20 protein-coding genes are annotated in these 26,945 nt (G+C 66.4%); 17 read left to right on the top strand and 3 right to left on the bottom strand.

All coding sequences use genetic code 11. From position 1 onward, the window contains the following. Positions 1–88: 88 nt before the first annotated feature. From Q2T94_RS01085 to dapF, 6 genes are all read left to right on the top strand, one after another. Positions 89–5,557 carry a DUF6531 domain-containing protein gene (locus Q2T94_RS01085; protein ID WP_302262559.1) on the top strand — a complete coding sequence of 1,823 codons (5,469 nt, stop codon included), beginning with the start codon at positions 89–91 and terminating at the stop codon, positions 5,555–5,557. Continuing rightward, the gene (locus tag Q2T94_RS01080; protein ID WP_264270304.1) at positions 5,554–6,453 is read left to right on the top strand and encodes a hypothetical protein; all 900 of its coding nucleotides are present in this window, start codon (positions 5,554–5,556) and stop codon (positions 6,451–6,453) included. The genes Q2T94_RS01085 and Q2T94_RS01080 overlap by 4 nt, the downstream gene beginning before the upstream one ends. 186 nt (positions 6,454–6,639) lie before the next feature. Beyond that, a complete protein-coding gene (locus Q2T94_RS01075; protein ID WP_302262555.1) occupies positions 6,640–8,706 on the top strand; it encodes a hypothetical protein in 2,067 nt (688 codons plus the stop codon). A gap of 504 nt (positions 8,707–9,210) precedes the next feature. Then, positions 9,211–10,722, top strand: coding sequence for a tRNA (N6-isopentenyl adenosine(37)-C2)-methylthiotransferase MiaB (gene miaB, locus Q2T94_RS01070; protein ID WP_302263333.1), 1,512 nt, complete (start codon positions 9,211–9,213; stop codon positions 10,720–10,722). A gap of 4 nt (positions 10,723–10,726) precedes the next feature. Further along, entirely contained in the window at positions 10,727–11,635 is a 909-nt protein-coding gene (gene miaA, locus Q2T94_RS01065; protein WP_302262554.1) for a tRNA (adenosine(37)-N6)-dimethylallyltransferase MiaA, read from the top strand. A 67-nt stretch (positions 11,636–11,702) separates the two neighbouring features. Beyond that, positions 11,703–12,659 (top strand): diaminopimelate epimerase, encoded by a 957-nt coding sequence (dapF, locus tag Q2T94_RS01060; protein WP_302262553.1) that lies wholly within the window; start codon positions 11,703–11,705, stop codon positions 12,657–12,659. 54 nt (positions 12,660–12,713) lie between these two features. On the opposite strand, the gene Q2T94_RS01055 is transcribed toward dapF, so the two are convergent. Then, positions 12,714–13,331, bottom strand: coding sequence for a class I SAM-dependent methyltransferase (locus Q2T94_RS01055; RefSeq protein WP_302262551.1), 618 nt, complete (start codon positions 13,329–13,331; stop codon positions 12,714–12,716). Positions 13,332–13,910: 579 nt separating this feature from the next. Here Q2T94_RS01055 and hflX point away from each other — a divergent pair. Further along, complete coding sequence (gene hflX / locus Q2T94_RS01050) at positions 13,911–15,482, top strand: GTPase HflX (protein WP_264270299.1); 1,572 nt, start codon at positions 13,911–13,913, stop codon at positions 15,480–15,482. Continuing rightward, positions 15,475–17,481 carry an ATP-dependent DNA helicase gene (locus tag Q2T94_RS01045; protein ID WP_302262549.1) on the top strand — a complete coding sequence of 669 codons (2,007 nt, stop codon included), beginning with the start codon at positions 15,475–15,477 and terminating at the stop codon, positions 17,479–17,481. Before hflX ends, Q2T94_RS01045 begins: the two co-directional genes overlap by 8 nt. Positions 17,482–17,598: 117 nt before the next feature. Here the strand turns inward: Q2T94_RS01045 and lexA are convergent, their stop codons facing one another. After that, a complete protein-coding gene (lexA, locus tag Q2T94_RS01040; RefSeq protein ID WP_264270297.1) occupies positions 17,599–18,318 on the bottom strand; it encodes a transcriptional repressor LexA in 720 nt (239 codons plus the stop codon). 288 nt (positions 18,319–18,606) lie between these two features. On the opposite strand from lexA, the gene Q2T94_RS01035 reads away from it, so the two are divergent. From Q2T94_RS01035 to Q2T94_RS01000, 8 genes are all read left to right on the top strand, one after another. Then, positions 18,607–18,993: a LysM peptidoglycan-binding domain-containing protein gene (locus Q2T94_RS01035; RefSeq protein ID WP_264270296.1), complete on the top strand. Its 387-nt coding sequence runs from the start codon at positions 18,607–18,609 to the stop codon at positions 18,991–18,993. Between the two features lie 112 nt (positions 18,994–19,105). Beyond that, positions 19,106–20,227 (top strand): histidinol-phosphate transaminase, encoded by a 1,122-nt coding sequence (locus Q2T94_RS01030; RefSeq protein WP_264270295.1) that lies wholly within the window; start codon positions 19,106–19,108, stop codon positions 20,225–20,227. Positions 20,228–20,340: 113 nt separating this feature from the next. Continuing rightward, a complete protein-coding gene (gene hisB, locus Q2T94_RS01025; RefSeq protein WP_264270294.1) occupies positions 20,341–20,961 on the top strand; it encodes an imidazoleglycerol-phosphate dehydratase HisB in 621 nt (206 codons plus the stop codon). Next, positions 20,962–21,597, top strand: a complete 636-nt coding sequence (gene hisH, locus Q2T94_RS01020) for an imidazole glycerol phosphate synthase subunit HisH (RefSeq protein WP_264270293.1) — start codon at positions 20,962–20,964, stop codon at positions 21,595–21,597. Between the two features lie 3 nt (positions 21,598–21,600). Further along, positions 21,601–21,750: a CG2302 family histidine operon protein gene (locus Q2T94_RS01015; RefSeq protein ID WP_264270292.1), complete on the top strand. Its 150-nt coding sequence runs from the start codon at positions 21,601–21,603 to the stop codon at positions 21,748–21,750. A gap of 91 nt (positions 21,751–21,841) precedes the next feature. After that, positions 21,842–22,585 carry a bifunctional 1-(5-phosphoribosyl)-5-((5-phosphoribosylamino)methylideneamino)imidazole-4-carboxamide isomerase/phosphoribosylanthranilate isomerase PriA gene (gene priA, locus Q2T94_RS01010; RefSeq protein ID WP_302262544.1) on the top strand — a complete coding sequence of 248 codons (744 nt, stop codon included), beginning with the start codon at positions 21,842–21,844 and terminating at the stop codon, positions 22,583–22,585. Positions 22,586–22,800: 215 nt separating this feature from the next. Continuing rightward, a complete protein-coding gene (locus tag Q2T94_RS01005) occupies positions 22,801–23,715 on the top strand; it encodes an SseB family protein (RefSeq protein WP_302262543.1) in 915 nt (304 codons plus the stop codon). Further along, positions 23,712–25,055 (top strand): MFS transporter, encoded by a 1,344-nt coding sequence (locus tag Q2T94_RS01000; RefSeq protein WP_302262542.1) that lies wholly within the window; start codon positions 23,712–23,714, stop codon positions 25,053–25,055. Before Q2T94_RS01005 ends, Q2T94_RS01000 begins: the two co-directional genes overlap by 4 nt. 152 nt (positions 25,056–25,207) lie before the next feature. Here the strand turns inward: Q2T94_RS01000 and Q2T94_RS00995 are convergent, their stop codons facing one another. Further along, positions 25,208–25,573 (bottom strand): DUF1844 domain-containing protein, encoded by a 366-nt coding sequence (locus Q2T94_RS00995; protein ID WP_264270288.1) that lies wholly within the window; start codon positions 25,571–25,573, stop codon positions 25,208–25,210. Between the two features lie 326 nt (positions 25,574–25,899). Between Q2T94_RS00995 and infC the strand changes: the two genes are divergently transcribed. Further along, a complete protein-coding gene (gene infC, locus Q2T94_RS00990) occupies positions 25,900–26,868 on the top strand; it encodes a translation initiation factor IF-3 (RefSeq protein ID WP_436836801.1) in 969 nt (322 codons plus the stop codon). Positions 26,869–26,945: the final 77 nt, after the last annotated feature.

Raw genomic sequence — 26,945 nt, 5'->3', positions numbered from 1 at the left:
ATTCAATATTTTTCCGGGGTATCGATGGTGCCTCGGGTAGTGTTTTCGGGGGACTGCCTGGTCCCGCGGGCTGATGAGGGAGTTTTACGTGGCCGATCTGGGGGCCTTTGAGCATGACGTTGCATTTGATTTCGGTACCGCCGATGCGTTGATTGGCGCGTTCCGAGCCGCGGCGTCGAAGATCGAGGGGCAGGCCGGATCGCGGTCATCTCTGGTGGCCACGGCACGCACGGACTTCAAGGGCCATTTCTCCCAGTTGTTTGCAGACAATGCCAGCGTTGCCTCATCCGACGCGATCGAACTGGCTGCGCGGCTCCGGGAGGCCGCCGATGGTGCGAAGCAGCTGAAAGAGCAGGCAAGCAGCGAAAACGAGCGCCGGCGCCTGGCCAGGGAATGGAAACAGCGGAAGGATGAACGCGACGCCAATATCTTCTTCAACGCCGTGGACGCGGTCTTCGGGGAGGAAGATCCACCGGTCGGCCCGCCGTCCGCCCCGGTCTCGGTACGGGCATCCGAGCCGCAGACTGGAGTGCGCCAAAACCCGAATCCGGGCAACGGCGGCGGAGGCGGTGGCGGAACCTCGGCAGCCCGGCCCAGCGACCTGCGGTCCTTCGCCACCGGATCAGCGAACCTGAACTCGAACCTGGCCGGCCTGCCCGGCTCCCTGCGCGGGCACCTGGCCGACTTCTCGGCCCGCTGCTCCTACGGCCGGCTCAGCGCCGGTCCGGTGGTTCGCGGATTCGAAAAGTGGCTTGACGCCAACGAGCAGGACGTGTTGTGGGCGCGCACCATCGCCAACGCGTTTGCCGCCGCGGGCGGGGAAGGCAACGTCTCGCAGCTGTCGGACGCCTCGCTGTTGGCGGCGCTGGCTTCCCAAGGGGTCGGCGCGTCCCGCCAAGACCTGACCATCACTCCGGCGCAGGCCTACGGCGGTCCGCCGACGACCGGCTATTCGAACGATCCGGTCAACACCTCGACCGGCAACTTCCTGGAACCCGAGGTGGACCTCGGTTTCGCCGGGGCGGCGTCAAGCCTGGCCGCGTCCCGGATGTACAACTCCCTCTCCGAGGCCACCGGCGTCTTCGGCCCGGGCTGGGCCTCGATCTTCGAGGTGCGCCTGGACCTTGACGACGAGGGTGCCTCCCTGGTCCTGCCCGACGGGCGCGAGGTGCGTTTTCCGCGGCTGGGCGAGGGCTGGGACCGGGCGGACGGGGAGAACTGGTGGCTCCAACGCCAAGCTTGGGCCACCTCCGGCGCTCCGGCCAATGAGGGCACCGAAACCCAACACGCGGAGCCGGCCGGAGTACTGGTTGCCTCGGACAATGCAGGGGGCCGATGGGTATTCACCACCTCCGGCACCTGGCTGTCCACGGACCGCGGTCCGGGCACCGGCATCACCGCACACCACGACGCCCATGGACGCGTCACGGGGCTTGAGCATGAACGCGGCCGCTGGGTCCGTGCCGAATACTCCGGCGAGCCGGATGACGGCGGGCGGATCATCCGGCTCGAGGCCTCGGACGGTCGCCGGGTGAACTTCTCCTACGACGCCTCCGGGAAATTGGTCGCCGCGGCCGGCCCGGGCGGAACCCGCACCTACCGGTGGAACGAAGCCGGACTGATCGAAGCCGTTATCGATGCCGCCGGGGTAGCCGAGGCCGTGAACACCTACGACGCCCGGCGCCGGGTGCTCACCCAGGTCTCGGCCTTCGGGCGCACCACCCGCTTTGCCTACTTGCCCGGCCGGCTGACGGTGGTCTCGGACGAAGACGGAAGCCGCTCCAATACCTGGATTGCCGATGCCAAGGGCCGGCTCGTCGGGGTCATCGACGGGCAGGACAAACGCCAGTCGATGGCTTATGACCGGTGGGGGAACCTGGTTTCCGCCACCGAACGCGACGGCAGCCTGAGCGTGCACGCCTATGACGAGCGCGGCCGGCGCATCCGCACCCTGACCCCGACCGGGGCGGAATTCAACTTTGGCTACGATGCCGCGGACCGGCCCCTGACCGTGGTCAGCGGCACCGGCGCGGTCGTGACGTACGAATATGCGGATGACTCCGCGCGCAACCCGAACGCGGTCATCGACCCGGAGGGCGGGCGCACCGAGCTCGACTGGCGCGACGGGCTGCTGGTGCGCATCACCGACCCGACCGGGGTCATGTTGGACTTCGCCCACGACCGATTCGGGGACCTGAAGGGCATCACCAACGCCTTCGGAAACACCGCACGGCTGCACCGCGATGAGGCCGGCCGGGTCACCGAGGCCGTCTCCCCGGGCGGTGCCCGCACCTCTTACCTCTATGACGGCTCCGGGCGGCTGACGTCGCGTCGCGACGCGGACGGTGCGCTGTGGCGCTTCGAGTACGCGCCCGGCGGCGCCCTGGCCGTCATCACCGATCCGCTGGGGGGACGCACGGTGATGGAGCACGGTGCCCACGGCGCGCTGGAACGCACCGTGGATCCGCTGGGCCGGGCGGTCACCCGCCGGTTCGACGACCTGGGCCGAGTGGCCTCCCTGGCGCTTTCCGACGGCGCCGAATGGCGGTTCGCCCACGACACGCTCTCCCGGCTGACCGGGATCACCGACCCGGAGGGCAACACCTGGGCACGCGAGTACGGGGTGAACGGGGAGCTGGCCGCGGTTCTCGATCCCACCGGGGTGCGCCAGGAGTTCTCCGCGGACCCGGCCGCCGGCGCGTTCAGCGTCGCCGACGAATTTGAGCGCGGCACGCTGCGCTGCGACGAATACGGCCGCCCGGTCGCCTCCGAGCAAGCCGACGGCAGCAGCGAGCTGGCCACCTATGACATGTGCGGACGCGTGGTCGAGCTCGTCGACGGCGAGGGCGGGCTCACCCGGCTCGAACGCGACGCAGCCGGCCGGGTGACGGCACAGGTGTCACCGACCGGGGCAGTGACCCGCATCGAATACGACGCTGCCGGACGCGCGTGCGCCAACATCGACGCCTCCGGGGCGCGCACCACCCTGGCCTATGACGCTGATTCCCGCATCATCGCCCGCACCTTCCCCGACGGGCAGGCCGAGCGGATCCGCTACGACGCGATGGGCCGGGTCATCTCCCGCAGCCTGCCCTCGCGCGGCACCGCCCGCTACGACTACGACAAGGCAGGCCGGCTCATCGGGGCCGCCGACGCGGTGTTCGGTCTCCGCCGCTTCCGCTACGACGCCGCGGGCCAGCTCACCGAGGCCGTGAACGGGCTCGGCGGGGTGACCAGATACGACTACGACGAACGCGGCCGCCTGGTATCCACCACCGACCCGCTGGGTTCGGTGGTGCGCCGCGCCTACGACCAGGGGGACCGGGTCGTGTCCGAAACCGACCCGCTGGGCCGCACCACGACGGCCGGCTACGACGCGGCCGGCCGGCCGCTCTGGCAGCAGACCCCCGACGGACAGCGCATCGCGTGGGGTTACGACGCGGCGGGGCGGCTTGCCACCACTTCGCTGGACGGGCGAACCCTGGTCCGGATCGAGCGCGATGCGCGCGAGCGCAGCGTGCGCATCACCGACAGCACCCGCCCCAACGGAACGGCCGCCCTGCACGAGCTGCGCTTCAACCGGCGAGGCCAGCTGGTCGCCCGCACCCGCGACGGTGCCGGCGTGGCCTGGGAATACGACGCTGACGGGCGGCGCACCGCACTGTTGGATCCGCAGGGCGCACGCACCGGGTACCGGCACGACGCCGCGGGCCGCCTGGCGGCCGTCGACCATCCCGTGTTCGGCACCATCACCTACGCGTACGACGCGGCCGGGAAGCTCCTGGGCGCCAGCGCCGGGGAGATCCTGCAGGGCTGGGACTACGAGGCCGGCGCGCTGGTGCGCCACACGGTGACCACCCCCGACGGGGTCGAGGCAACCGAGCTGGTGCGCGACGCTGACGGGCGCATCGCCGCGATCCGCACCGGCGGGACCGAGACGCGCTACGCCTATGACGGCGCCTGCCAGCTGGAACGCATGCAGGGCGCCGACGGAACCGTGACCACGTGGCGCTACGACGCGGCGGGCCGGCTTGCCGCCGAGACCGCCAACGGGCACACCACCGCCTCCACCTACGACGCGGCCGGCCAGCTGTTGGCCACCGCCACCGACGCGGGGACGACCGAATACACCTATGACGCCTCGGGCCGGCGCACCGCCGGCACGGGACCGGAAGGCACCACCCGATATGGGTGGTCCGGCCTGGGCACCCTGCGCACGGTGGAGCACACCGGTCCGCAGGGCCCCGGAACGCTGCACACGCTGTGGGTGGATGCACTGGGTGAACTGGCCGAGGTGGATGGCACCGCGCTCTGGTGGGACACTGCGGAATACGCCCCGCGCGTGGTCTCCGTCGGCGACCGCTCGGTCGCCGCCCTACCCGGCGGCCTGGCCGCGGTGGACGGCACCCTGCTGGGTGCCGGGTGGCGCGGCGCGCACCCGACCGAGGCGACAAACCCCTGGGCCATGGCCGCCGGCACCGTGCCGGGCCTGCCGGAAGGCCTGGGCATCGGGGCCAACGGCGGGGTGCAGGTGGCGGGCCTGGATTGGCTCGGCGCCCGCGCCTACGACCCATCCACGCGCGGGTTCCTCTCCGTGGATCCGCTGGATCCGGTGGCCGGCGCAGGCTGGGCATCCAACCCCTACTCCTACGCGGGCAACGACCCGCTGCACGCCATCGACCCCTTGGGCCTGCGCCCGGTGACCGAGGCCGAGCTGACGGCCTACCGGGAATCGAACAACGGCGCCCTGGCCGCGGCCGGGGACTGGATGGGCGAGCACTGGGAATACTTTGCCGGCGGGGCCATGGTCGTGGCCGGCGGCGTGCTGATGGCCACCGGTGTGGGCGGTCCCGTGGGCATGGCGCTTATCGGTGCCGGTGCCGACGTCATTATCCAGAAAGCGACCACGGGCGACGTGAACTGGGGGCAGACCGCGGTCATGGCTGTCACCGGCGGCCTGGGCGGTGCCATGGCGGTTGGACGCCTCGGTGCTGCCGGCGTAACCGGCATGAGGGCGGCGGTCGCAGAGGGGGTTGCCTCCGGTGCGGCGTCCGGCGGTGCCGGAAGCGCGTACACCTATGCAAGCGGGCCGGGCCCGCACACGCCGGGAGGCTTCCTGCAATCCACCACGCTGGGTACCCTCGGCGGCGGAATCATGGGCGGGGCCGGTGGCGGCGTTGGCCAGAAGATCACCGGGCGGCTCCTTGCACCGCTGACCACCCGTCCACAGGCCGACACCGTCGTGATGGGCCGTTGGATGGAGGGGCGTGTCAAGCCCTTCGCAAATGCAAACGAATACGGTTACTACAATGCGACGCCCGAACGCCTCCACAATTATTTGCTGGAGCATGGTTCCAAGGAATTTACCGATAGCGTCGACTTGCAGTTCAATAAACTATGGATCGCGCACCAGATGAAACAGGGCAAGAGGATTGTGGATATCGGTCAACCGAGTACTGACAGCGACTTCTACAATCTCGAGACCCAAATGGTTTCGGGATATCCAAGGTATGAAGAGAACTATCTTCCGGCGGTTGACCTGAGGGGCGGAAATTGAGTCAGCTGCGGGCGGACCATGGCGTGGCCTATGCACTGCGGGAGATCGTGCTTCCGCGAAGGCTGTTCAGGTCGATCAGGTTATTTGAAATTGCCGGAGTGCCGCAAGGGGCCGAAGTTGCGGCCTTCAGCGTTCGCACGCCCTTCCCTGTGGCATTCATGACCGGAAACAGCTGGCCGGCTGTTTTGCTGGGAAAGGGCAACCAGCTGGACGAGCAAGCCGCCCAGGACCTGCTTCGTCGAGGGCAGGCAGCGTCTGTTCCATCAAGCCACCTCTTGCCCAGGAGTGAACGCACCTCACCCTGGGTGGCCACTCATGACAGGGCACCGTCCGTGGTGTCGCCAGTGCCTGAAGGGCCGGAGCGCAGCCTACTCATGGCGGCGCAATGGGTTGCCGAGTGGTTCAGCCATCTCGTCTCGGCACCGGTCACGCAACGGGTTTACGCATTGGTTGCCGAAGGGCGGCCACAGGATGCGATTCAGGCACTGGCCACGGCGGCTGTCGATGAAGAAATCGCGGTTCCACGCAGGTATCTCGAGGCGATGAGGCGTTTGGCCGACCGGGCGGGCATGAACAAGGACCTTCTTGGGCCAGTCGAGGGTCTGGTCCCGAGCGATGACCGGGCCTGGTCGTGGGCGGAACTCGTGGATGTTCCCCGCGTACGGGTTCGGTGGCTGGGTGCACCCCAGACCGTAAAGCAACGCTTGTGTGAAATTGAGTTCACGCCCCGAGGGACGTCCGTTCCGGAGTGGACGAGGACGGTGGACAAAAGCAGTGCCCTTATCGAGTCGTTGCTCGGCCGGGAATTCGGCAGTGAAGTAAATATTCAAATGGCTGATGACCGGTTTAACGAGGAACCCAGATGGATCTCCCTATTTCCCCAGGACAATATCTGACGGTCTGCTGGCATGCATGAGAGCAGACACTAGCTCAAGGGGGCTCGTTGAGCCTGAGGGCACATCCGGGTAGTTTCTGCAGTCCACCATCTCACCCACGCCGGTCTCAGTCCCGGAGTCAGGCAAACACCGGGCGGTCCCGTTCTCATCGAGAATGAATCCAGCCGGTCACACGTTAGGAGCAGCATGCCCGTTTGGAGTGGATGCAATTGGCAACTGGTCAATGGCGAGGACACCCAGGCGTGCCTTGGCGTGAGCTTCGGGATGGGGCTGCTCGATGAGCAGGTCGAGGCGGCGGGGACGCTGTCCGCAGCGCTGGCGGCACTGCGCACCGAACTGGCCCGACCCGTCGAATTGAGCCCGGGGCAGGTGGCACTTCCCGAGGTCACGGCACTGCTGGGGAGTGATACCGCAACCGTGACCGTCCGCGGGACGACCGAGGCAGTGGCCGCGTCCTGGAACCGGCTCCCCGCAGTGTTCAGGTCCGGGAGCATCCCCGAGAACACCGACCCCATCCATGTCGAGGAATCGTTCTGGCCCGCCGACCTGGTGCAACGCACCGGTTCGAATGCGGCCGCGTTCACGTCCTTCCACGTGTATCCCGAAAATCTGCATGATCGGGCCCGAACCGTCCTCGCGCAGCTGGATCCTTCCGCCGGTCGAACCCGCGCGGTGTTCTTCACCAACGACCAGTCGCTGATCGGGCACGTGTACCCGGTGAAGCAGAACGACAGCGCACCCTTGGCCGGGACATGGGCCGACGGCACCCCCAAACGCTCTGCGACGCACGGTTTCCACACCGGGCCGGCAGCCACGGATCCGTTGTCCACGACTGCCGTGGGCAACGCCCCGGGCGTGGTGCTGGGGAACAACATCCCGGTGTTGCTTTCGGTCATGGTGCCGCGCTCCGCGGCGGGATTCCTGGCCGCGCAGTTGCTCAATCGCCAGCTGGCGCACCGACGCGGCGGCATCGTCAGCGGAACCTTCAAATCCGGGGTGGAATTCATCGGTGCAGGCGCCGAGTTTTGTGCCGTTTTCCTGAGCGAGGAGATGCTGCCGGAGCGGGAACGGCGGCTCCTGCTCGAAGACTTCGCCACGTCGATGACGCAGATTCCCGACGCCTGGATTGGCGACATTTTGGCGTACGCCGGCACCGGGGGATCCGATCGGCTGCAACGCGAGCGTGCCCTCGTGGGGCTCGGTGCCGACCCCGCACCCGATGTCGCCGACATCCGGGCCGCCGTGGCGCGCTCATCCTCCAGCCTGCACCTGGCCGTCGATCCGGTGGCTCCGGGTGCCAGAGGCAGGCAGCGGGCCAACGAGCGGTCGGCAGGGACCAACACGGCGGCCATCAACGAACTCAGGCTGCCCACCGGGGGCCACCGCCGCAGATACAAGTCCTGGGCGCCCCGAGGTTTTCAAGGCGCTCCGCTGCCCGTCATCCCGGCACTGGTCATTGGCCGGGAAGCCATCTTCATCGAGCAGTGGCAGCAGTTGCGGATGCCGGGGGCCACTGCCGGAAACGCTGCCGATGCGAACAACCTGCTGGCGGTCCTCGAAGACGGCCTGGGCAACCTCTTTGTGCTGGACGACAAGCTGCGCATGGCCATGATCTACCCGGACCTGTACTTCAGGTCCAAGGCCCTGCGCAGGGCGTTGGACCAGCGCCTGGCCGGAGCGCCGCGACTGAGGATGAAGTCCAAGCGCACGGCATCCGATGTGGCCGAGTGGCGTCGGCGTCGGCGCCGCTCGGTCGGCATCGCAACGGGCCTCGTGGCGGCGCTCTTGGGAGGCCTGGTCGCGATGGCGGTGGTGCAGGACGACAGGGCGGAGCCAATTCGCGACTGGATCAACATTTCCGAAACGGCCACGCTGGACAACGGGACCACGATCACGGCCACGCGGTTCGACATCCAGCACCCGACGATCGACCAAAGCGAATACGTGGTCAACGTGGAAGTGAATTTCTGTGCCGGCGGGGACACCCGGATCGGCGACCTGGCACCCGATGCCCAGCGCCGGGTATCCCCGAAGGACTTCGGGATGCTCAACGACGACTACCTCGAGGCACGTCTGGTCGACAGCGGGAACCAGCTGCGTGAACAGGCCCTGCAACCCGGCGAATGCGCCATCGGCAACCTGGTCTACCAGGGCCAGTCGCTCGACGTGCCCCGCCTGGCTTACGACAACGCGGCCGGGGACGCAGTGGTCTGGTACAGCTATGGGAAGGTGCCCGAACAGTATCGGGACTGACTCGACCCGGGGGCGCCCGCGCCCCCAGGCGCCGTTGTCGGTGTCGAACCGGATATTTCTTGGATCTTTTCAATGATTATGAGGCCTGAATCGGCCTAGCAGTACGCGCCATTGAGCCGTTCGGATGTCATGGCTCGCTGCATTCTGCTTCCCATGGTGCTGGTGATCGCAGTCGTCGGCCTCCTCTTGGGAGGGCAACAGGACATGGTGCAACTGTTCGGAATGATACTTGCTGCCTTGGTCCTTGACGGCACCTTGGCGTTCGTGGCGTTCGGCGCCCCCCGATCGAAGCGCTGCAGGGTTCGGGTGGACGACGGGAGCCGGCACCGTTGTGCTTCGTTTTTCCCGGCACCGTCCGGGAACTCGCCGTTCCTCCACCGAAGGTACACCGGCGAATGAGGGGGGCAGAGCGCGGGAACCCGCCATTCCCAGGAGCTGCCCATGACCCAAGATGTTGCTCCTCGAAACTTTGGGTAACCTTGAACGGTGACTGAGCGCGAACCGATGACCCAGATTGACGGCGAAGAGCTGCCCCGCACCTACGAGGTGCGCACCTTTGGCTGCCAGATGAACGTGCATGATTCCGAACGCCTCTCCGGCCTGCTGGAGGACGCCGGGCTGGCGCGCAAGGACGAAGCCTTGACCGGCGAGGTCGCCGACGTGGTCGTGTTCAACACCTGCGCCGTGCGCGAAAACGCTGACAACAAGCTCTACGGCAACCTGGGCATGCTGGCACCGCTGAAGCGCGAGCGCCCGAACATGCAGATCGCCGTCGGCGGGTGCCTGGCCCAGAAGGACCGCGACACCATCCTGAAGAAGGCCCCCTGGGTCGACGTTGTCTTTGGCACCCACAACATTGGTTCGCTGCCCACCCTGCTCGCCCGCTCGCGCCACAACAAGCAGGCCGAGCTGGAGATCCTCGAGTCCCTGGACGTCTTCCCCTCGACCCTGCCCACGCGCCGCGAGTCGGTGTACGCCGGCTGGGTGTCGATCTCCGTGGGCTGCAACAACACCTGCACCTTCTGCATCGTGCCCTCGCTGCGCGGCAAGGAGAGGGACCGCCGACCCGGCGAGATCCTCGCAGAGATCGAGGCGCTGGTGGCGGACGGCGCGATCGAGGTCACCCTGCTGGGCCAGAACGTGAACTCCTACGGCGTCGAATTCGGCGACAAGCTCGCCTTCGGAAAACTGCTGCGCGCCTGCGGACAGATCGAGGGCCTGGAGCGCGTGCGCTTCACCAGCCCGCACCCGGCCGCCTTCACCGACGACGTCATCGACGCCATGGCCGAGACCCCCAACGTGATGCCGCAGCTGCACATGCCGCTGCAGTCCGGCTCGGACAAGGTCCTCAAGGACATGCGCCGCTCCTACCGCTCGAAGAAGTTCTTGGGCATCCTGGACAAGGTGCGCGAGCGCATCCCGCACGCAGCCATCACCACCGACATCATCGTCGGGTTCCCGGGCGAGACCGAAGAGGACTTCCAAGGGACCTTGGACGTGGTCGAGGCCTCCCGCTTCTCCACCGCCTTCACCTTCCAGTACTCCAAGCGCCCCGGCACCCCGGCCGCAGACCTGCCGGACCAGCTGCCCAAGGCGGTGGTGCAGGAACGCTACGAACGGCTCACCGCGTTGCAGGACCGCATCGCCAAGGAAGAGAACGCCAAGCAGGTCGGGCGCACCGTCGAGGTGTTGGTGACCGAGCAGTCCGGCCGCAAGGCCGGGGAAACCCACCGTCTCTCCGGCAGGACCACCGACCAGCGCCTGGTGCACTTCTCCGTGCCGGCCGGCGCCGAGGCACCGCGTCCGGGCGACCTGGTCACCGTGCCGGTCACCGGGGCCGCAGCCTTCCATTTGGTCTCCGACCCGACCACCGACCAGTACTCGCTACGCCGCTCGCGCGCCGGCGACGCGTGGGACCGCGCCCAAGCCGAAAGCTGCGGGGTTCCCACCCCCGGTTCGGGCCCGACCGGGAGCAAGACCAACCTGGGCATGCCCTCGCTGATGGTCCGCGGCTAGGGGCATGGCCTCCGAGCAACTGCCGGTCCTGGCGGTCGTTGGCCCCACCGGGACGGGCAAGTCCGATCTGGCGATCGCGTTTGCCAACGAACTGGGCGGGGAAATAGTCAACGCCGATGCCCTGCAGTTCTACCGCGGGATGGACATCGGCACCGCCAAGCTTCCGCCGGCCGAACGCGGCGGGGTACCGCACCACCTGCTCGACATCATGGATGTCCGCCAAGAGGCCAGCGTGGCACGTTTCCAGGCCGAGGCACGCCAGGTCTTCGGCGAGATCCGCGCCCGCGGGTTGGTGCCCATCCTGGTCGGCGGGTCCGGCCTGTATGTGCGTGCTGCCCTGGACGAAATTGATTTCCCGCCGACCGACCCGGACGTTCGCCGGCGGCTGGAAGCCGAGGCGGCGCAGGCGGGCATTGCCCCGTTGGCAGCACGCCTGGCTGAAGTCGATCCCGAGTCAGCCGCCAGGAACCTTGATGACCGGCGACTGATCCGGGCCCTGGAAGTCCACGAAATCAGCGGCAAGCCGTTCAGCTCCTTCATGCCCCGGCGGCAGTACCACGTCCCTGCGCTCCAGGTCGGACTGAACCTCGACCGTGCCCTGTTGCACGATCGGTTGGCGGCACGGGTGGGCAAGATGGTCGAGCTCGGTCTGTTGGAGGAGGTGCGCCGGCTTGATGCCCAGGGGCTTCGGGACGGGAAGACCGCCTCGCGGGCCATCGGCTATGCCCAGTTCCTGGCGGTGCTCGACGGCACCATGTCGGTGAAGGAAGCCACGGAAAAGACGGTGATTGCCACGCGCCAATTTGCGCGCCGGCAGGTCACCTGGTTCGGGGCCGATGACCGGGTGAACTGGTTTGACCCGACGGATCCCCACATGCTGCCGAGGGTCCTGGAGACCATCCGGAAACCCTGATCCGGGGCCTTGGCGGGGGCTGGCCGGAAATAGGTGCCGCGGCCTGGATCCCCGTATCCTTGGAGGCATGAGTGCGAGCAAACCCGCCATGACGACCACGCCAACCCTGCAGTCCATCGTGGGTGGCCTGAGCTATGCCAAGGGACACGGAACCGGAAACGATTTCGTCCTCATTTCCGACCCGGCGGATGAACACCGGCTCGAGGCCGAACAGGTTGCCGCGCTTTGTGACAGGCACCGCGGCATTGGCGCCGACGGCTTGATCCGCGCGGTTCCCTCCAGCTCGCTGGCGGAGGGCAGGGAAGTCCTGGAAACGAGCCCCCAGGCCTATTGGTTCATGGACTACCGCAACGGCGACGGCTCCGTGTCGGAGATGTGCGGCAATGGCGTGCGCGTGTTCGTCCATTTCCTGCTGAGCGAAAAGCTGGTGGAGCTTCCGGTGGGGGAGCAGCTGGCCATTGGGACGCGGGCCGGTGTGAAGCTGGTGACCCGCCTTGAGGACGGATATGCCGTGGACATGGGTCCCTGGGAGTTCATCTTCGAGCAGGCAGCCATGCAAAACGGGCTGGATTCGAAGGTTTCCACCGCCGGACTGGGCAATGCCCGCGGTGCCCTGAGCATTTCCATGGGCAACCCCCACACCGTCGTGGCACTGGCCAACGAAGGCGAACTGGAAAACCTGGAGCTCTTTGCGATCCCCGAGGTGCAGCCGCTGCCCCCGCACGGCACCAACGTCGAATACGTCGTTGCCGCAGACCCGGTGGTCCAAGACGGTGTCGGGTCCTTGCGCATGCGCGTGCACGAACGCGGCGTGGGGGAGACCCTGTCGTGCGGCACCGGGGCCTGCGCCGCCGCCGCTGCCACCCGCCACTGGGCCCAGGCCCAGGACACCCGAAACTGGAAGGTCCAGGTGCCCGGCGGCGAGGTTGGCATCGATTTCACCCAGGGAGCCACGGGACGCGAACACGTGGTGCTCAGCGGGCCCGCAGTCCTGGTCTCCCGCGGCCGAATCACCGAGATCTGAGACAGCAATGGCCGGATTCCCGCAAGGGGAATCCGGCCATTGGCGTAAAGAGGGCTAGGAGGCCTCGGGGCGCGCCACGCGCAGAATGCGGAAGGCCTTGTCCGTCGAGACCCGCTCGATGTCCCAGTCCTGGGGCAGGACAGTGCCCAGCCACTTCTGCAGGGAATCGGCACCCAGGTTCTTCTGGACCACCAGCCAGGCGATCCCGCCCGGGGCCAGTCGCGGAAGCCACAGCAGCAAAAGCTCGTGCAGGGCCTCTTTGCCGATGCGGATCGGAGGATTCGACCACATCGTGTCGAATGTCAGCTCCGGATCGATTGCTTCGGGAAGCGCCACGACCACGTTTTTCAATCCCAGGGCTGCGGCATTGTCACGGGTCAGGCCGAGGCTTCGCTCGTTCACATCAACCCCGTACACCATCGCCTCCGGGGAGGCCATGGCCATCGAGAGCGCAATCGGTCCCCAGCCGCAGCCGATGTCCAGGAGGTTTCCGCTGACCGAGGGATCGGGAACGCCGTCCAGGAGAATGGCAGTTCCCTTGTCGATCCTGTCCGGGCTGAAGATGCCGCCGGAGGTTTGCACCTTGTGCACGGCGCCGCGCAACTCGACGCTGATGTGGCGCCGCTTCTCTGGGGTGGAAGGCTGGGCGCTGAAATAATGTTCCGGGCTCATCTTGGCAGGTTAACCGCCCGGGGGCGGCAAACCCAAACCCGAGGCACGAATTCGGGCGCTGGAAGTATGTGAGATGCCTCAATGCGCCAAGCCGGGGCAAGTGATAGAGTTTTCCCTATGACTTTCCTGTAAGACGCATCAAGCACACCATCGACCCCGGGACCTTCCCCCACTAGAGCTGCAGGCTCATTGGCTGGAAGGCGGCCCCCTGAGGGCGATTGGCTGTCGCGCCGAAAAGTCATTCCGCCGAGGCGAACCTTCGAAACCACAACGTTTCCAATATCAGGTTCGCGCGAGGGCGCATCACTTTTCGTGATCGACATGGCGCCCGCCGCGTAGGCAGGCGCCGGCCCCACGCAATCGCCATTCCCAGCACGAGCGAGACTCCGACTCGATCGTGCCACTGACACTAACACTGACACCAAATTCGGCGCTTGCCGACCCGCGCGCGGCATCCAGCCCAAGGAGCAAACCATGCATCCATTCACCGAACCCGGACATCCGAGCAACCAATCCACGCACAACGCCGCTTCTGTGGGTGCGGGGCACTATTCTGGAATACAGCAAACTAAGGGGAACATGACCAATCCACAAACTTCCGGCCCGCAGGACAACGAGATGGACGAGGCCAAGCTCCAAGCCGCCATCGAACGGATCCTCGCCAGCGACAAGGCCGCGGCCAGCAAGAGCAGCCACTTCGGCGCACCCGAAGACGAGGGCGTGCTCTCCGGACGGGCCCAGGCCCTGAGCAAGCTCACCGGCGAGCATTCCTCCTCCGACGGCGACCAGCAGGAGTTGGCCGAACGCCGAGCCCTGAGGCGCGGCGCCAGCCTTTCAACCGAACTCGAGGACGTCACCGAGGTCGAATACCGCCAGCTGCGCCTCGAGCGCGTCGTGCTGGCCGGCATTTGGAACGAGGGGACCGCCCAGGATGCGGAAAACTCGCTGCGCGAGTTGGCGGCACTGGCCGAGACCGCGGGTTCGGAAGTACTCGACGGAATGGTGCAGCGCCGTGCAAAGCCGGATCCCGGCACGTACCTGGGATCGGGCAAGGCCTTGGAATTGCGCGAAATCGTGGCGGCCACCGGTGCCGACACCGTCATCATCGACACCGAACTCGCCCCGTCGCAGCGCCGTGCCCTGGAAGACGTCGTCAAGGTCAAGGTCATTGACCGCACCGCCTTGATCCTGGACATCTTTGCCCAGCATGCCAAAAGCCATGAGGGCCGCGCCCAGGTCGAACTCGCCCAGCTCGAGTACCTCCTGCCGCGCCTGCGCGGCTGGGGCGACTCGATGTCCCGCCAGGCCGGTGGCCGCGTGGGTGCTGCAGGCGGCGGAATCGGATCCCGCGGCCCGGGTGAAACCAAGATCGAACTGGACCGCCGGCGCATTCGCGACCGCATGGCAAAGCTCCGCAAGGAGATCAAGGGAATGCTCCCGGCCCGCGAGTCCAAGCGCGCGAACCGCAAGCGCAATGCGGTGCCGTCGGTGGCCATTGCCGGGTACACCAATGCCGGCAAGTCCTCGTTGCTCAACCGGCTCACGGATGCCGGGGCACTGGTCGAAAACGCCCTGTTCGCAACGCTGGATCCCACGGTCCGCCAGGCCGAAACCAGCGACGGGCTGACCTATACGCTCGCTGACACCGTCGGCTTCGTGAAGTCGCTGCCCACCCAGCTGATCGAGGCCTTCCGCTCCACCTTGGAGGAAGTGGCCGATGCCGATTTGATCCTGCACGTCGTGGATGCGTCGCACCCGGACCCGGAAGGCCAGATCCAGGCCGTGCGCGAGGTGCTCAACGACGTCGACGCGCGCAACATCCCGGAGATCATTGTCCTGAACAAGGCGGATGTCGCCGACCCGTTCGTCGTCGAGCGCCTGCGCCAGCGAGAGCCGAACCACGTCATCGTCTCGGCGCGCACCGGCGAAGGCATCGACGAATTGCAGGCCCGGATCAGCGCCGCAATCCCGAGGCCCAATGTCCAACTAGAATTGATGATTCCCTATGATCGAGGCGACGTGGTCAACAAGCTCCACGGCGCCGAGGCCGAGATCCTGGCCGTCGAACACACCGAAACGGGAACCCGCATGATGGTCAAGGTCCGCGAAAGCATGGCCGCAGAAGTGGAGCAATTTAGTATTCATGGCTGAGGAATCAGAGGTCATCGCCCTGTTGGACGAAGCAGTGTCCAGCATGGGCGGGCAAAGCCGTCCGGGCCAGCACGAGATGACACGCCAGGTCGTGCGCGCCATGGAAACCGGTGAACACCTGCTGGTGCAGGCGGGAACCGGAACCGGCAAGTCCATGGCCTATCTGGTTCCGGCGCTGGCGCACGCGCTGGGATCCGAAAAACCTGTGGTGATTTCCACCGCGACCCTCGCGCTGCAGGCGCAGATCGTCGGGCGCGATGTGCCGCGCCTGTTGTCGTCCCTGAAGGACAAACTGCCACGCGAGATGGAAGTGGCCTTGGTCAAGGGCCGCTCCAACTACGTGTGCCAGTACAAGCTCAGCGGCGGATACCCGGACGACGACGAGGGCGCCCTGTTTTCCATGGAATCCGGCACCCCCGTTCTCGGTGGTTCCTCCGAGGGCCCCGGCTCTGCCCTGGGCCAGGAAGTGGTGCGCCTGCGGCAGTGGGCCGAACGAACCGACAGCGGTGACCGCGACGACCTGACCCCGGGGGTCAGCGACAAGGCCTGGCGCCAGGTTTCGGTCAGCGCGATGGACTGCCTGGGCGCGCAAAAGTGCCCCATGGCCGCCGAATGTTTCAGCGAACTGGCACGCGCCCGCGCGGCCGACGCCGACGTGGTGATCACCAACCACGCCATGCTGGCCGTCTCGGCCTTCGAAGGCCTGGCCGTGCTGCCCGACTTCGACACCGTCATCATTGACGAGGCCCACGAGCTGCAGGACCGGGTGACCAGCTCGGTGACGCGGCCGCTGTCGGTCAACATGGTCCAGACCGCCGCTTCGGCTGCCCGCAAGCACTGCTCGGTGAGCGTGGACGCGCTGAACCAGGGCGCCAAGGCCCTGCAGCGTGCGCTGGAAGGAGTGCCCACCGGGCTCATGGCCCGCGGCCTGAACGAGGACCAGGAAGCCGCGATCAACCAGATCGCCGAAGCCGCACGCGTGGTGCTCTCCGACTCCAAGCCCGAGGCCAACGCCCCTGCGGACGGGGGACGCCAGATGGCCCGTTCCCAGGTCATGTACCTGGTGGAGCAATGCACCAAGATGCTTGAAATGACCGAGGAGCGCGAAGTGATCTGGGCCTCTCGGCCCGGCCACTTCAGCCCCGGGGAGGGCTATGTCCAACCGGACGAGTCAAGCCAGCCGACCTTGATGGTTGCACCGCTCTCGGTGGCGGGAAAACTCAGGGAAGGCCTCTTCGACGGCCGGACCGTCATCCTCACGAGCGCAACCCTGGCCATCGGTGCGGCGTTTGAACCGGTGGCAGGATCCCTGGGGCTCGTGGGGGACGGGGCGCCGACCTGGAACGGCGTCGACGTCGGCAGTCCCTTCGACTATCCCAAGCAGGGCATCCTCTACGTTGCCAAGCACCTGCCCAAGCCCGGGCGCCAAATGTCCCAGGAGACGCTTGCAGAGATCGAGGATCTCATCAAGGCCTCCAACGGCGGGGCGCTGGCGCTGTTTACCTCCCGCCGCGCGGCCGAGGACGCTGCGGAGATCCTGCGCGCACGCCTGGACATCCCCATCCTGTGCCAGGGCGAGTCCAGCATGAAGGCGCTGGTCGACCAGTTCTCGGCTGAGCCCGATACCTGCCTCTTTGGGACGATGACGCTGTGGCAGGGCGTCGATGTGCCGGGCAACGCCTGCCGCTTGGTCATCATCGACAAGATCCCGTTCCCGCGCCCGGATGATCCGCTCTCCTCGGCACGCAGCCGCGATGTCGCCAAGCACGGCGGAAACGGTTTCATGGCCGTGGCCGCAAGCCATGCGGCGGTGCGTCTGGCACAGGGTGCGGGCCGCCTGATCCGCTCGGTCAACGACAAGGGCGTGGTCGCGGTGCTCGATTCGCGCCTGGCCACCGAACGCTACGGAACGTTCCTGCGGGCATCCCTGCCACCGCTGTGGGCAACACCGAACAAGGCCACCGTCATTTCCGCGCTCGAAAGGCTCAGCGAAGGCTGAGCACGTTGCCTTGAGGGCATCCCGGTCGCGGGAGATGTGCAGGGTGCGCAAACAACAGCGAGGGCCGATCCGATGATCGGCCCTCGCTGTGTTGCGGGATGAGTTGTGGCTGCGGACCTAGACGGAGCGCATGACCGATACGACCTTGCCCATGACGGTTGCGGCGTCACCAAGGATCGGTTCGTATCGGGAGTTCTGCGGCAAAAGCCAGGTGTGGCCATCGCGCTGGCGGAAGGTCTTCACCGTGGCTTCGTCCTCGAGCAACGCGGCGACGATGTCGCCGTTGTTCGCCGTCGGCTGGCGCCTCACGACAACCCAGTCGCCGTCGCAGATGGCGGCATCGATCATGGAGTCGCCGCTGACCTTGAGCATGAAGAGCTCGCCATGCCCCACCAGCTGGCGCGGCAAGGCGAAAACGTCCTCGATCGCCTGGTCGGCCAGGATCGGTCCGCCGGCGGCAATGCGCCCCACCAGGGGGACCATGGCGGTGTCCGCGGAGGTTGTCAGTTCCGAGACGTTCATGCCGTTGGCTGCCCTGAGATCCGACTGGCCCTCCACCACCTCGAGCTTTGCCTCGCTCTTGAGCTGCAACGGCAGCAGGATCTCCATGGCGCGCGGGCGGCGCGGATCGCGCCTGATGTAGCCAAGTTTCTCGAGCTGGCTGAGCTGGTGGGTCACGCTCGAGAGGCTGGCAAGTCCCACGGCGTCCCCGATTTCACGCATCGACGGCGGGTAGCCGTTGCTGCTCACGGAGCGCTGGATGGTCTCCAGGACCTTCTTCTGGCGAATGGTCAGGCTCTTCGCGTCGCGTCGAGGGGTTCGTTGTTCGGTCGTCATTGTCAATGCCTCATCCCGATCGTCGCCGGTTGCCCGCGCGTGCCGCAAATTGTCGGTGTGGGTTGATGTAGTAAATACATCGCTTCACAACCAACATCCTAGTAGACAAAGTCACTGCTTTCAAAGATTTGTTCGAACAGATCTGGACACGTGTCGTCGAAAAGTGCTAGAAATAAGATACGCACTACGAACACATGTTCGAAAGATGCGTTCGAATAATCGTCACGTGTTCGACTAGGCGCCCCAGGGTCCCGGTCGGCCACGTGAATTCAGAGGAAAGGCAAAGACATGGCAAACACTGCTTTCTCGGCCCCGCTCCACCTTGTAACATCCAACGACTACCTGCCCGAATCCCAGCCGACGCTGGCACCCCTGCGGCTCACCCGTCGCGGAAAGTTCGTGCTGATCGGACTGCCCATCTTCGTGGTGAGTGCCGCAGCACTGATGCTCCTGGGCCTGTTCCTTTCCCCGGCCAACGCATCGGCGGAAGTGCCCCTGGGCGTTGACGCGGTCAGCGTCACCGTCATCGAAGGGGACACGCTGTGGGGGATTGCCCGCGAGTTCGCTCCGCAGCTCGAGCCCCGCGATGCGGTTCAACAGATCGGCGACCTCAACAACCTCAACAGCTCGGTGCTGCACCCCGGTGCCGAACTCTTCGTTCCCACCGGAAGCTAGCCCCCGCACCGGCGCTCCCGCGGGCGCCGATACAAGGCATTGCGAACCGATTATTACCCTCTGCACCGGCGAAGATTCTTGGCCCCACCTGCCACCGCCGTAGACTTGGCCCGTGAATGAACGGCTAAATCGCCTGGCAAATCTGCCCCTGCGAGAAAATCTTCAAGGTCTCGAACCCTACGGTGCTCCCCAAATTGACGTACCGATTCAGTTGAACGTCAATGAAAACACCCACCCGCTACCCGCGGAAGTGCATCGCGCCATTGTCGAAGAAGTCTCCGCGGCCGCCGTGGGATTGAACCGTTATCCCGACCGTGAATTCACCGAATTGCGTGAACGTCTTGCCGCGTTCCTGGGCCACGGGCTCGAAGCGGACAACATCTGGGCAGCCAACGGATCCAACGAAGTGCTCCAGCAAATCCTGCAGGCCTTCGGCGGGCCGGGCCGCACCGTCCTGAGTTTCCCTCCCACCTACTCCATGTATCCGCTGCTGGCAGCCGGGACCGACACCACCTACGTTGCGGGAATCCGTTCCGAGGACTATGGACTTTCGGCGGAGGATGCGGCGGCACAGGTTCGTGAGGCCGCGCCGAACATTGTCATCCTGTGTTCGCCCAACAATCCCACCGGTACCGCGTTGGGACTCGACGTCGTCGAAGCCGTCTACGAAGCCGGCCGGGCCAGCAACGCCATCGTGATCGTTGACGAGGCCTACGCGGAGTTTGCCCACACCGGGACGCCTTCGGCGTTGTCCCTGCTGCCCGATCGCGAGCGGCTCATTGTCTCGCGCACCATGTCCAAGGCCTTCGCCTTGGCCGGAGCACGCCTCGGCTACCTTGCCGCGGCCCCGGAGGTCACCGACGCGATCCGCCTGGTGCGCCTGCCGTACCACCTTTCCGCGGTCACCCAGGCGACCGCGAATGCGGCGTTGAAACACTCCGACATCCTGCTGGCCAACGTCGAGGCCATCAAGGTCCAGCGGGACCGGATCGTCAACGAGCTCACGCGCATGGGGCTGCGCCCTGCCTCCAGCGATTCGAACTTCGTGTTCTTCGGGGGAGTCAAGGACACCAAGGCCATCTGGGAGGGCCTGCTGGAGGCCGGAGTGATCATCAGGGATGTCGGGATTCCCGGCCACCTTCGGGTCACCGCGGGCACCGAGGACGAAACCACCGCATTCCTTGTCCGTCTCGAGGAACTGCTCGATCAGGGTCCTCACACGCACTCACGCTAAACTTGGTGGGGTGGCGCTGGACGCGGCGGGCGAATTTCACGAAATGCCCGGTCGCGCACGAGCCAGCCGCCGCACCACATCCTCGTCTCAACGCCTGATCTAAAGGAATGTGCATGTCTGCCGAAAAACTCACGGGTCGTCGCGCTCGCCTCGAACGCATCACCAGCGAGTCCTCCGTCTTTGTCGAACTTGATCTGGACGGCACCGGCCGCTCGGAAATCAGCACCGGCGTCCCGTTCTACGACCACATGCTGACCGCGCTTTCGAAGCATTCGCTGATCGACCTGACGGTGCGCGCCACCGGAGACATCCACATCGACGTGCACCACACCGTCGAAGACACCGCCATCACCATTGGCGAGGTGCTGCGCACCGCCCTGGGAAACAAGGCGGGCATCACCCGCTTCGGCACCGCCTATGCCCCGCTGGACGAGGCCCTGGCACGCGCCGTTGTCGACATCTCCGGGCGCCCCTACCTGGTCCACGGCGGCGAGCCCGCAGGCCAGGAATACCACCTGATCGGCGGCCACTTCACGGGGTCGATGACCCGGCACGTCTTCGAGGCGCTGACCTTCCACGCCCAGATCTGCGCCCACATCGAGGTGCTTTCCGGACGCGACCCGCACCACATCGTCGAGGCCCAGTTCAAGGCATTTGCCCGCGCCCTGCGCGAAGCCGTGCAACCCGATGCCCGCATCGGCGACGCCATCCCGTCCACGAAGGGTGCGCTGTAGATGGCGGCCAAGACAGTCACCGTCCTTGACTACGGTTCCGGCAACGTCCGCTCGGCCGTCAGGGCCCTTGAGGCGGCCGGCGCCGAGGTCAAGCTCTCGGCCAAGCCCGAGGACATCCTGGAATGCGACGGGCTCTTCGTTCCCGGGGTCGGTGCCTTTGCTGCCGTCATGCAGGCACTGAAGGACGTCGGTGCCATCCGCTGGATCGGACGCCGCATCGCCGGCGGTCGCCCGGTGCTCGGCGTCTGCGTCGGACACCAGGTCTTCTTTGACGAGGGCGTGGAACACGGGATCCGCACCCCGGGACTGGCCGAATGGCCCGGCACCGTGGAGCTGCTCAAGGCCCCGGTCGTCCCGCACATGGGATGGAACACCGTTACCCCGCCGGCCGGAAGCAAGCTCTTTGCCGGTATCGAGGACGAGCGCTTCTACTTCGTGCACTCCTACGCGGTGCAGGAATGGAACTTCGACGTCGCCCAGCCCAAGATGGTCCCGCCGCAAGTCACCTGGGCCGAACACGGCGTTCCCTTCATTGCCGGGATCGAGAACGGGCCCCTGTGCGCCCTGCAATTCCACCCGGAGAAGTCTGGCGAGGCCGGGGCCAAATTGCTGCGCAACTGGTTGGGGACCCTCTAGACCATGTGGTCCATCATCCTCATGGCGGTCGCCGGCCTGCTGGCCGGCGGAGCGCTTTCGCTGCGCCAGCAACGCGCCCATATCTCCTGGATCATCGCCGCCTGGGTGTTGGCCGGGATGGCGCTCTTCGCAGCCTACGCCCTGACGCTTTAACCGGCACCCCACCGGCCGGCACGATCGTTGCCGGCCCCGCCTCGCATCACCCGGCCCCAATGCGCCGGCCCGGAAAAACCAAGGAATGATCATGACCGAGAACCAAAACAACATCCTGGAATTGTTGCCCGCCGTGGACGTGGCCGACGGCCAGGCCGTGCGCCTGGTCCAGGGCGAGGCCGGATCCGAAACCGGATACGGCGACCCGCTTGAGGCAGCACTTGCGTGGCAGAACGCAGGAGCCGAATGGGTGCACCTGGTGGACCTGGACGCTGCCTTCGGCCGCGGCCACAACACCGAGATCCTGGGCCGCATTGCCAAGGAACTGACCATCAAGGTCGAGCTCTCCGGCGGCATCCGCGACGACGAGTCCCTCGACCGCGCCCTGGAATTCGGCGCCACCCGTGTCAATCTGGGCACCGCCGCCCTGGAAAACCCGGAGTGGACCGCACGGGCCATCGCCCGCCACGGCGACAAGATTGCCGTGGGCCTGGACGTGCGCGGAACCACGCTGTCCGGCCGCGGCTGGACCAAGGAGGGCGGGGACATCTGGGAGGTCCTGGCTCGCCTGGAAGATGCCGGATGCGCCCGCTACGTGGTCACCGACGTGACCAAGGACGGAACGCTGCGCGGACCCAACGTCGAACTGCTCGCCGAAATGTGCAAGCGCACCGACAAGCCGGTCATCGCTTCCGGCGGCATCTCCAGCCTTGAGGACCTGCGCGTTTTGCGCGAACTGGTCCCCAGCGGCGTTGAAGGCGCGATCGTGGGCAAGGCGCTGTACGCCGGCAAGTTCACCATGGCCGAAGCACTGGACGTGGCAGGGCGCCGCTAGGATCCAGCGGCCGCCGCTTTCGGGCGGCAACAGGCATCGATCGGATGGGGGCACTGCCGCGTTGCGGCACTGCCCCCATCCGTGTCTCCGAGCGAGCTTCACCACACCGCCGGGGCACCGGCACCCAACGAATCGGCCCGGCACATGGGCGCCCGGGCCACAGGCACCGAATCCCGCGATCCACCCCTGACGCGGGCGCAAGATAGCATGTGCATATGAGCACGAATTCTCCTTCTTCCCCCGCCGGACAAGGCGCAGAGCGCCACCTGCCCGGACATATCGCCGCCGCCCTGGCACGCGCCGGCGGGTCCGGAGATTCCGCGGGGCAAAGCTGGGAAGGCCGGGACCTCGGCGGCGAGGGAAACCCGCTGCACAACTTCGACAACGACAACGGCCTGATCGACGCGCAGCTCAAGGCGGCCCTCGAGGGCCTCATCGCCGGAACCGGCACCGAGCAACAGGTCCATGCCGCCCTTGCAGGGGCCCGCGTCTACATCGCCGTCGTGGCACAGCTGGCCGAAGGCGGCATGGGGGAACACGGCTTTGCCGAGGACAAGGAAGCCGACATGGCCCTGGTCACCCTCACGGCTCCCGAGGGCCGGAAGGCCCTGCCGGTGTTCAGCAGTGTCGAGAACCTCCAGGCCTGGCATGCCGAGGCGCGACCCGTGGCCGTCTACGCCCCGCGGGCTGCACTTTCGGCCGTGAGCGAGGAAGCCCAAATGCTGGTCCTGGACCCCGGCGCCGACTTCACCTTCGTGCTGCGCCGTCCGGGCATGTGGGCCCTTGCCCGGCAAGAGGACTGGACCCCCAGCTACCTCAGCGAGGAGCTGGCAGCCGTGGTTGCCGAACAGGCCGCGAGCGAAGCGGCACTCACCGCGATCCACATGGCACCGGGACGCGGGGTGGGGTCGCGCACCGCCGCAGGCACGTCCGTGCCCGGTGGGGGTTCCGGACCGGAACTGCGCCTTGAATTCACCTTCCGCCCGGGTATCGACGAGGCAGGGGCCCGCGAGTGCGTCTCGCGGATCCACGCGCGGTTGTCGGCCAACCAGGACTTTGCCCACAATGTCGATTCGCTCGAGGTTGCCCTGAAGGCAGGACCAACCTCGGATCCCGGTACGCCGGCATGAAATTCGGTCGCTACGGCCAGTTGCTGCGGCAGCCGGGTGTGGCTCCGCTGCTGCTGATCGGCATGGTGGCCCGGCTTCCGCACGCCACGGTCGGCCTGCTCCTATTGCTGCACCTGGTCAACGAACTGGGACTTGACTGGGGCCCGGCCGGTCTCGTGGTCGGGCTGATGACCATTGGCATCGCCCTGGGCGCACCTTGGCGCGGACACGTGGTGGACATGTACGGGCTGCGTCGGGCGCTGATTCCCTCCATCATCGCCGAAGCCGTGGTGTGGAGCATCGTTCCCCAGGTCTCCTTCACCTGGGTGCTGCCACTCGTGTTCCTCGGCGGACTCTTTTCCCTGCCGGTCTTCTCCGTGGTCCGCACCGCCCTGGGCGTGATGACCACGGGGGAGACCCGGCGGTCGGCCTTCGCCCTGGATGCGATGGGCACCGAACTGGTTTTCATCGTCGGACCGGCGACAGCGGGGATCGTGGCCACATCACTGGACACCACCGTCGGGATGATCGGGATCGCCGCCGCGGCATCGCTCAGCGGCGTGGCGCTGATGATCCTGAATCCGCCCACCCGGTCCGGCCAGCCCGGAGCCGTGGCCACCCAGGCCAACCCGCACGAGGAACGCCTCGGGGCCGAGGCCTCGCTGATCGCCGCCGGACCCGGCGGCCTGGCAGAGGTCGAGGGCGAGTTGATCCTGGCCGGGGCCAAGTCGACGCGGGCGCGCATCTCCGCCCGCGGACGCGGCTTCCGTCACAAGTTCGGATGGGTCAGTGCCTCGGTGATCGCGGTGTTCATTGCAGCCTCCGGCGCGGGGCTGCTGCTCTCGGGCACCGAGGTCGGCATCATTTCGCTTCTCGACGCGCAGCACAGCGAGGGCCAGCTGGGAATCGTCTTCCTCTTCTGGTGCGGCGCCTCGCTGGTGGGCGGGCTGATCTACGGCAGCCAGAACCGGCGCATCTCACCGATTGTGCTGTTGCTGGCCATGGCGGTGCTCACCGTCCCGATGGCGTTCGCCACCGGCACCTGGTCGCTGGCCCTGTTCTCGATCCTGCCCGGCATGCTGTGCGCGCCGGTGCTCTCGGCGGCCTCGGAATGGTTGACCGACCTGGTGGCGGAAAAGCGGCGCGGGGAGGCCATGGGCTGGTACGGCTCGGCATTGACCACCGGCACGGCACTGGGTTCGCCCATCACCGGTGCCACCGTGGACTCGTTCGGTGCAAACGCGGGATTCATCGTGGTCGGTGCCATTGCCGCCGTGGTGTGCGCGGTGGCGTTGGTGGCACAGCAGGTGCGCCGGCGCCGGGCCACGACCCGGGCACGCACACTCATCCAGGACGCATAAGCCGGGGGACAAACAAAAAATGCCCCGCCGTGAAGCGGGGCATTTTTCGGCACTGCGGCCGGGAGGAACAAGTCGGTGCCGGCTGCCCGGAACCACTCTGTGATCAACCTCTCGACCGCAAGCCGCCAAAATCTTGCAGTGTTACGCGGGTGTTAGTTCACCGGGCCGGTGAGCTTTTCGCCCGGGCCCTTGCCCGGCTCGTCCGGGAAGGTCGAGGCTTCGCGGAAGGCAAGCTGCAGCGAACGCAGGCCGTCGCGCAAAGGACCGGCGTGCTGGGAGCCGATTTCCGGGGATGCGGAGACGACCAAACCTGCAAGGGCGGTGATGAGCTTGCGGGCCTCGTCAAGGTCCTTCAGCTCTTCGGCGTCGTTGCCCTCGGCCAGTCCGCATTTGACTGCGGCGGCGCTCATGAGGTGAACGGCGGCGGTGGTGATGATTTCAACGGCTGCCACCTCGGCGATGTCGCGGATCTCGTTGGTGGCGTTGTTGGAGTCCGGATTGGTTTCAGGGGTGCTCATACTGCTAAGCTTTCCATAGACCGACTGAATCCGTGTACTTGGATGCGCCGCCCACCGGGTGGATGTGACCAAGGAGCCATGGAACCAGTACGCAAGTGGAGGCCACTCCCACCCGCAGCAGCCGAATCAGGCGGCCGGGTAAGTTCGGTGCCGATGACCCCGCGGGGTTCGTTGGCTGGATGAATTTTCATCGATCGAATCTGGGGCCTTCGCCTGCACATGCAGCCGAGGGCCTTTCCTTTTGCTGCGGTGGCCTCGAACTTCGAACTACTCAGGAGCAACACATTAGCGATCCACGCATTAATGATCGAATCCGCGTCCCAGAGGTGCGGCTTGTCGGCCCTGCCGGTGAACAGGTTGGCATTGTCCGTATTGAGGATGCACTTCGTCTTGCCGTCGAGTCCGACCTTGATCTCGTGGAGGTGGCGCCTACCGCCAAGCCTCCCGTGTGCAAGTTGATGGACTTCGGAAAGTACAAGTACGAGGCTGCAGTCAAGGCACGTGAAACGCGCAAGAACCAGACGAACACCGTGCTGAAGGAAATTCGTTTCCGTCTGAAGATCGACACGCACGACTACGAAACCAAGGTCGGACACGCACTTCGCTTCCTGGGCGCCGGTGACAAGGTCAAGGCCATGATCCAGTTCCGTGGCCGCGAACAGCAGCGTCCGGAAATGGGCATTCGTCTGTTGAACAAGTTTGCCGAGGCAGTTGCCGAGGTTGGCTTGGTTGAGTCGACGCCACGTATCGATGGCCGAAACATGGTCATGGTTGTCGGGCCTCTCAAGAACAAGGCAGAGGCCAAGGCCGAAGCCCGTCGCTTGGAACAGCGCGATGCCGACAAGGCCAAGGCAGCCAACCCGAAGGCCAAGATGGACACCTCGGAGCCCCAGGGCGAGATCGGCGGCTCCGTTGCCGATGTCATCGAGTCGGACATCATGGAAAAGCTTGCCAAGGTACGTGCGGAGGCAGCGGCTGAAGAGGCCGCAGCAGCCGCGGCACCAAAGGTCGCCCCGGTCAGGACAGCCCCAGCAGCGGCCAAGGCCCCTGTCAGGTCGGCACCCGCCCGCGAGGCTTCCAGCCGTCCGGCAGCCTCAAAGGCACCGGCAGCAGCACGTCCGGCGGTCAGCAGGCCGGCAGCGGCAGCGGCCCCCAAGCCAGCCGTCGCAGCCAAGCCGGCAGCGGCACCGAAGCCAATGGCCGTTCCCAAGCCAATGGCCATGCCACCAAAGCCTGCGGGCAAGCCGGGTCCGAAGCCCGCAACCCGCGCGCCCAAGCCCGGGACGACCAAGTAAGGTCGCCCCGAGCAGGGCAGCTCGCAAGAGCAACACCAGAACCACGGATTCCCCCAAACGCGGGAGTCCGCACGATC

It is taken from the genome of Paeniglutamicibacter sulfureus (genome assembly GCF_030512175.1).
GTDB lineage: Bacteria > Actinomycetota > Actinomycetes > Actinomycetales > Micrococcaceae > Paeniglutamicibacter > Paeniglutamicibacter sulfureus.
Note: the sequence above shows the minus strand (reverse complement) of the source record. Positions and strands in the feature narration are given on the sequence as shown.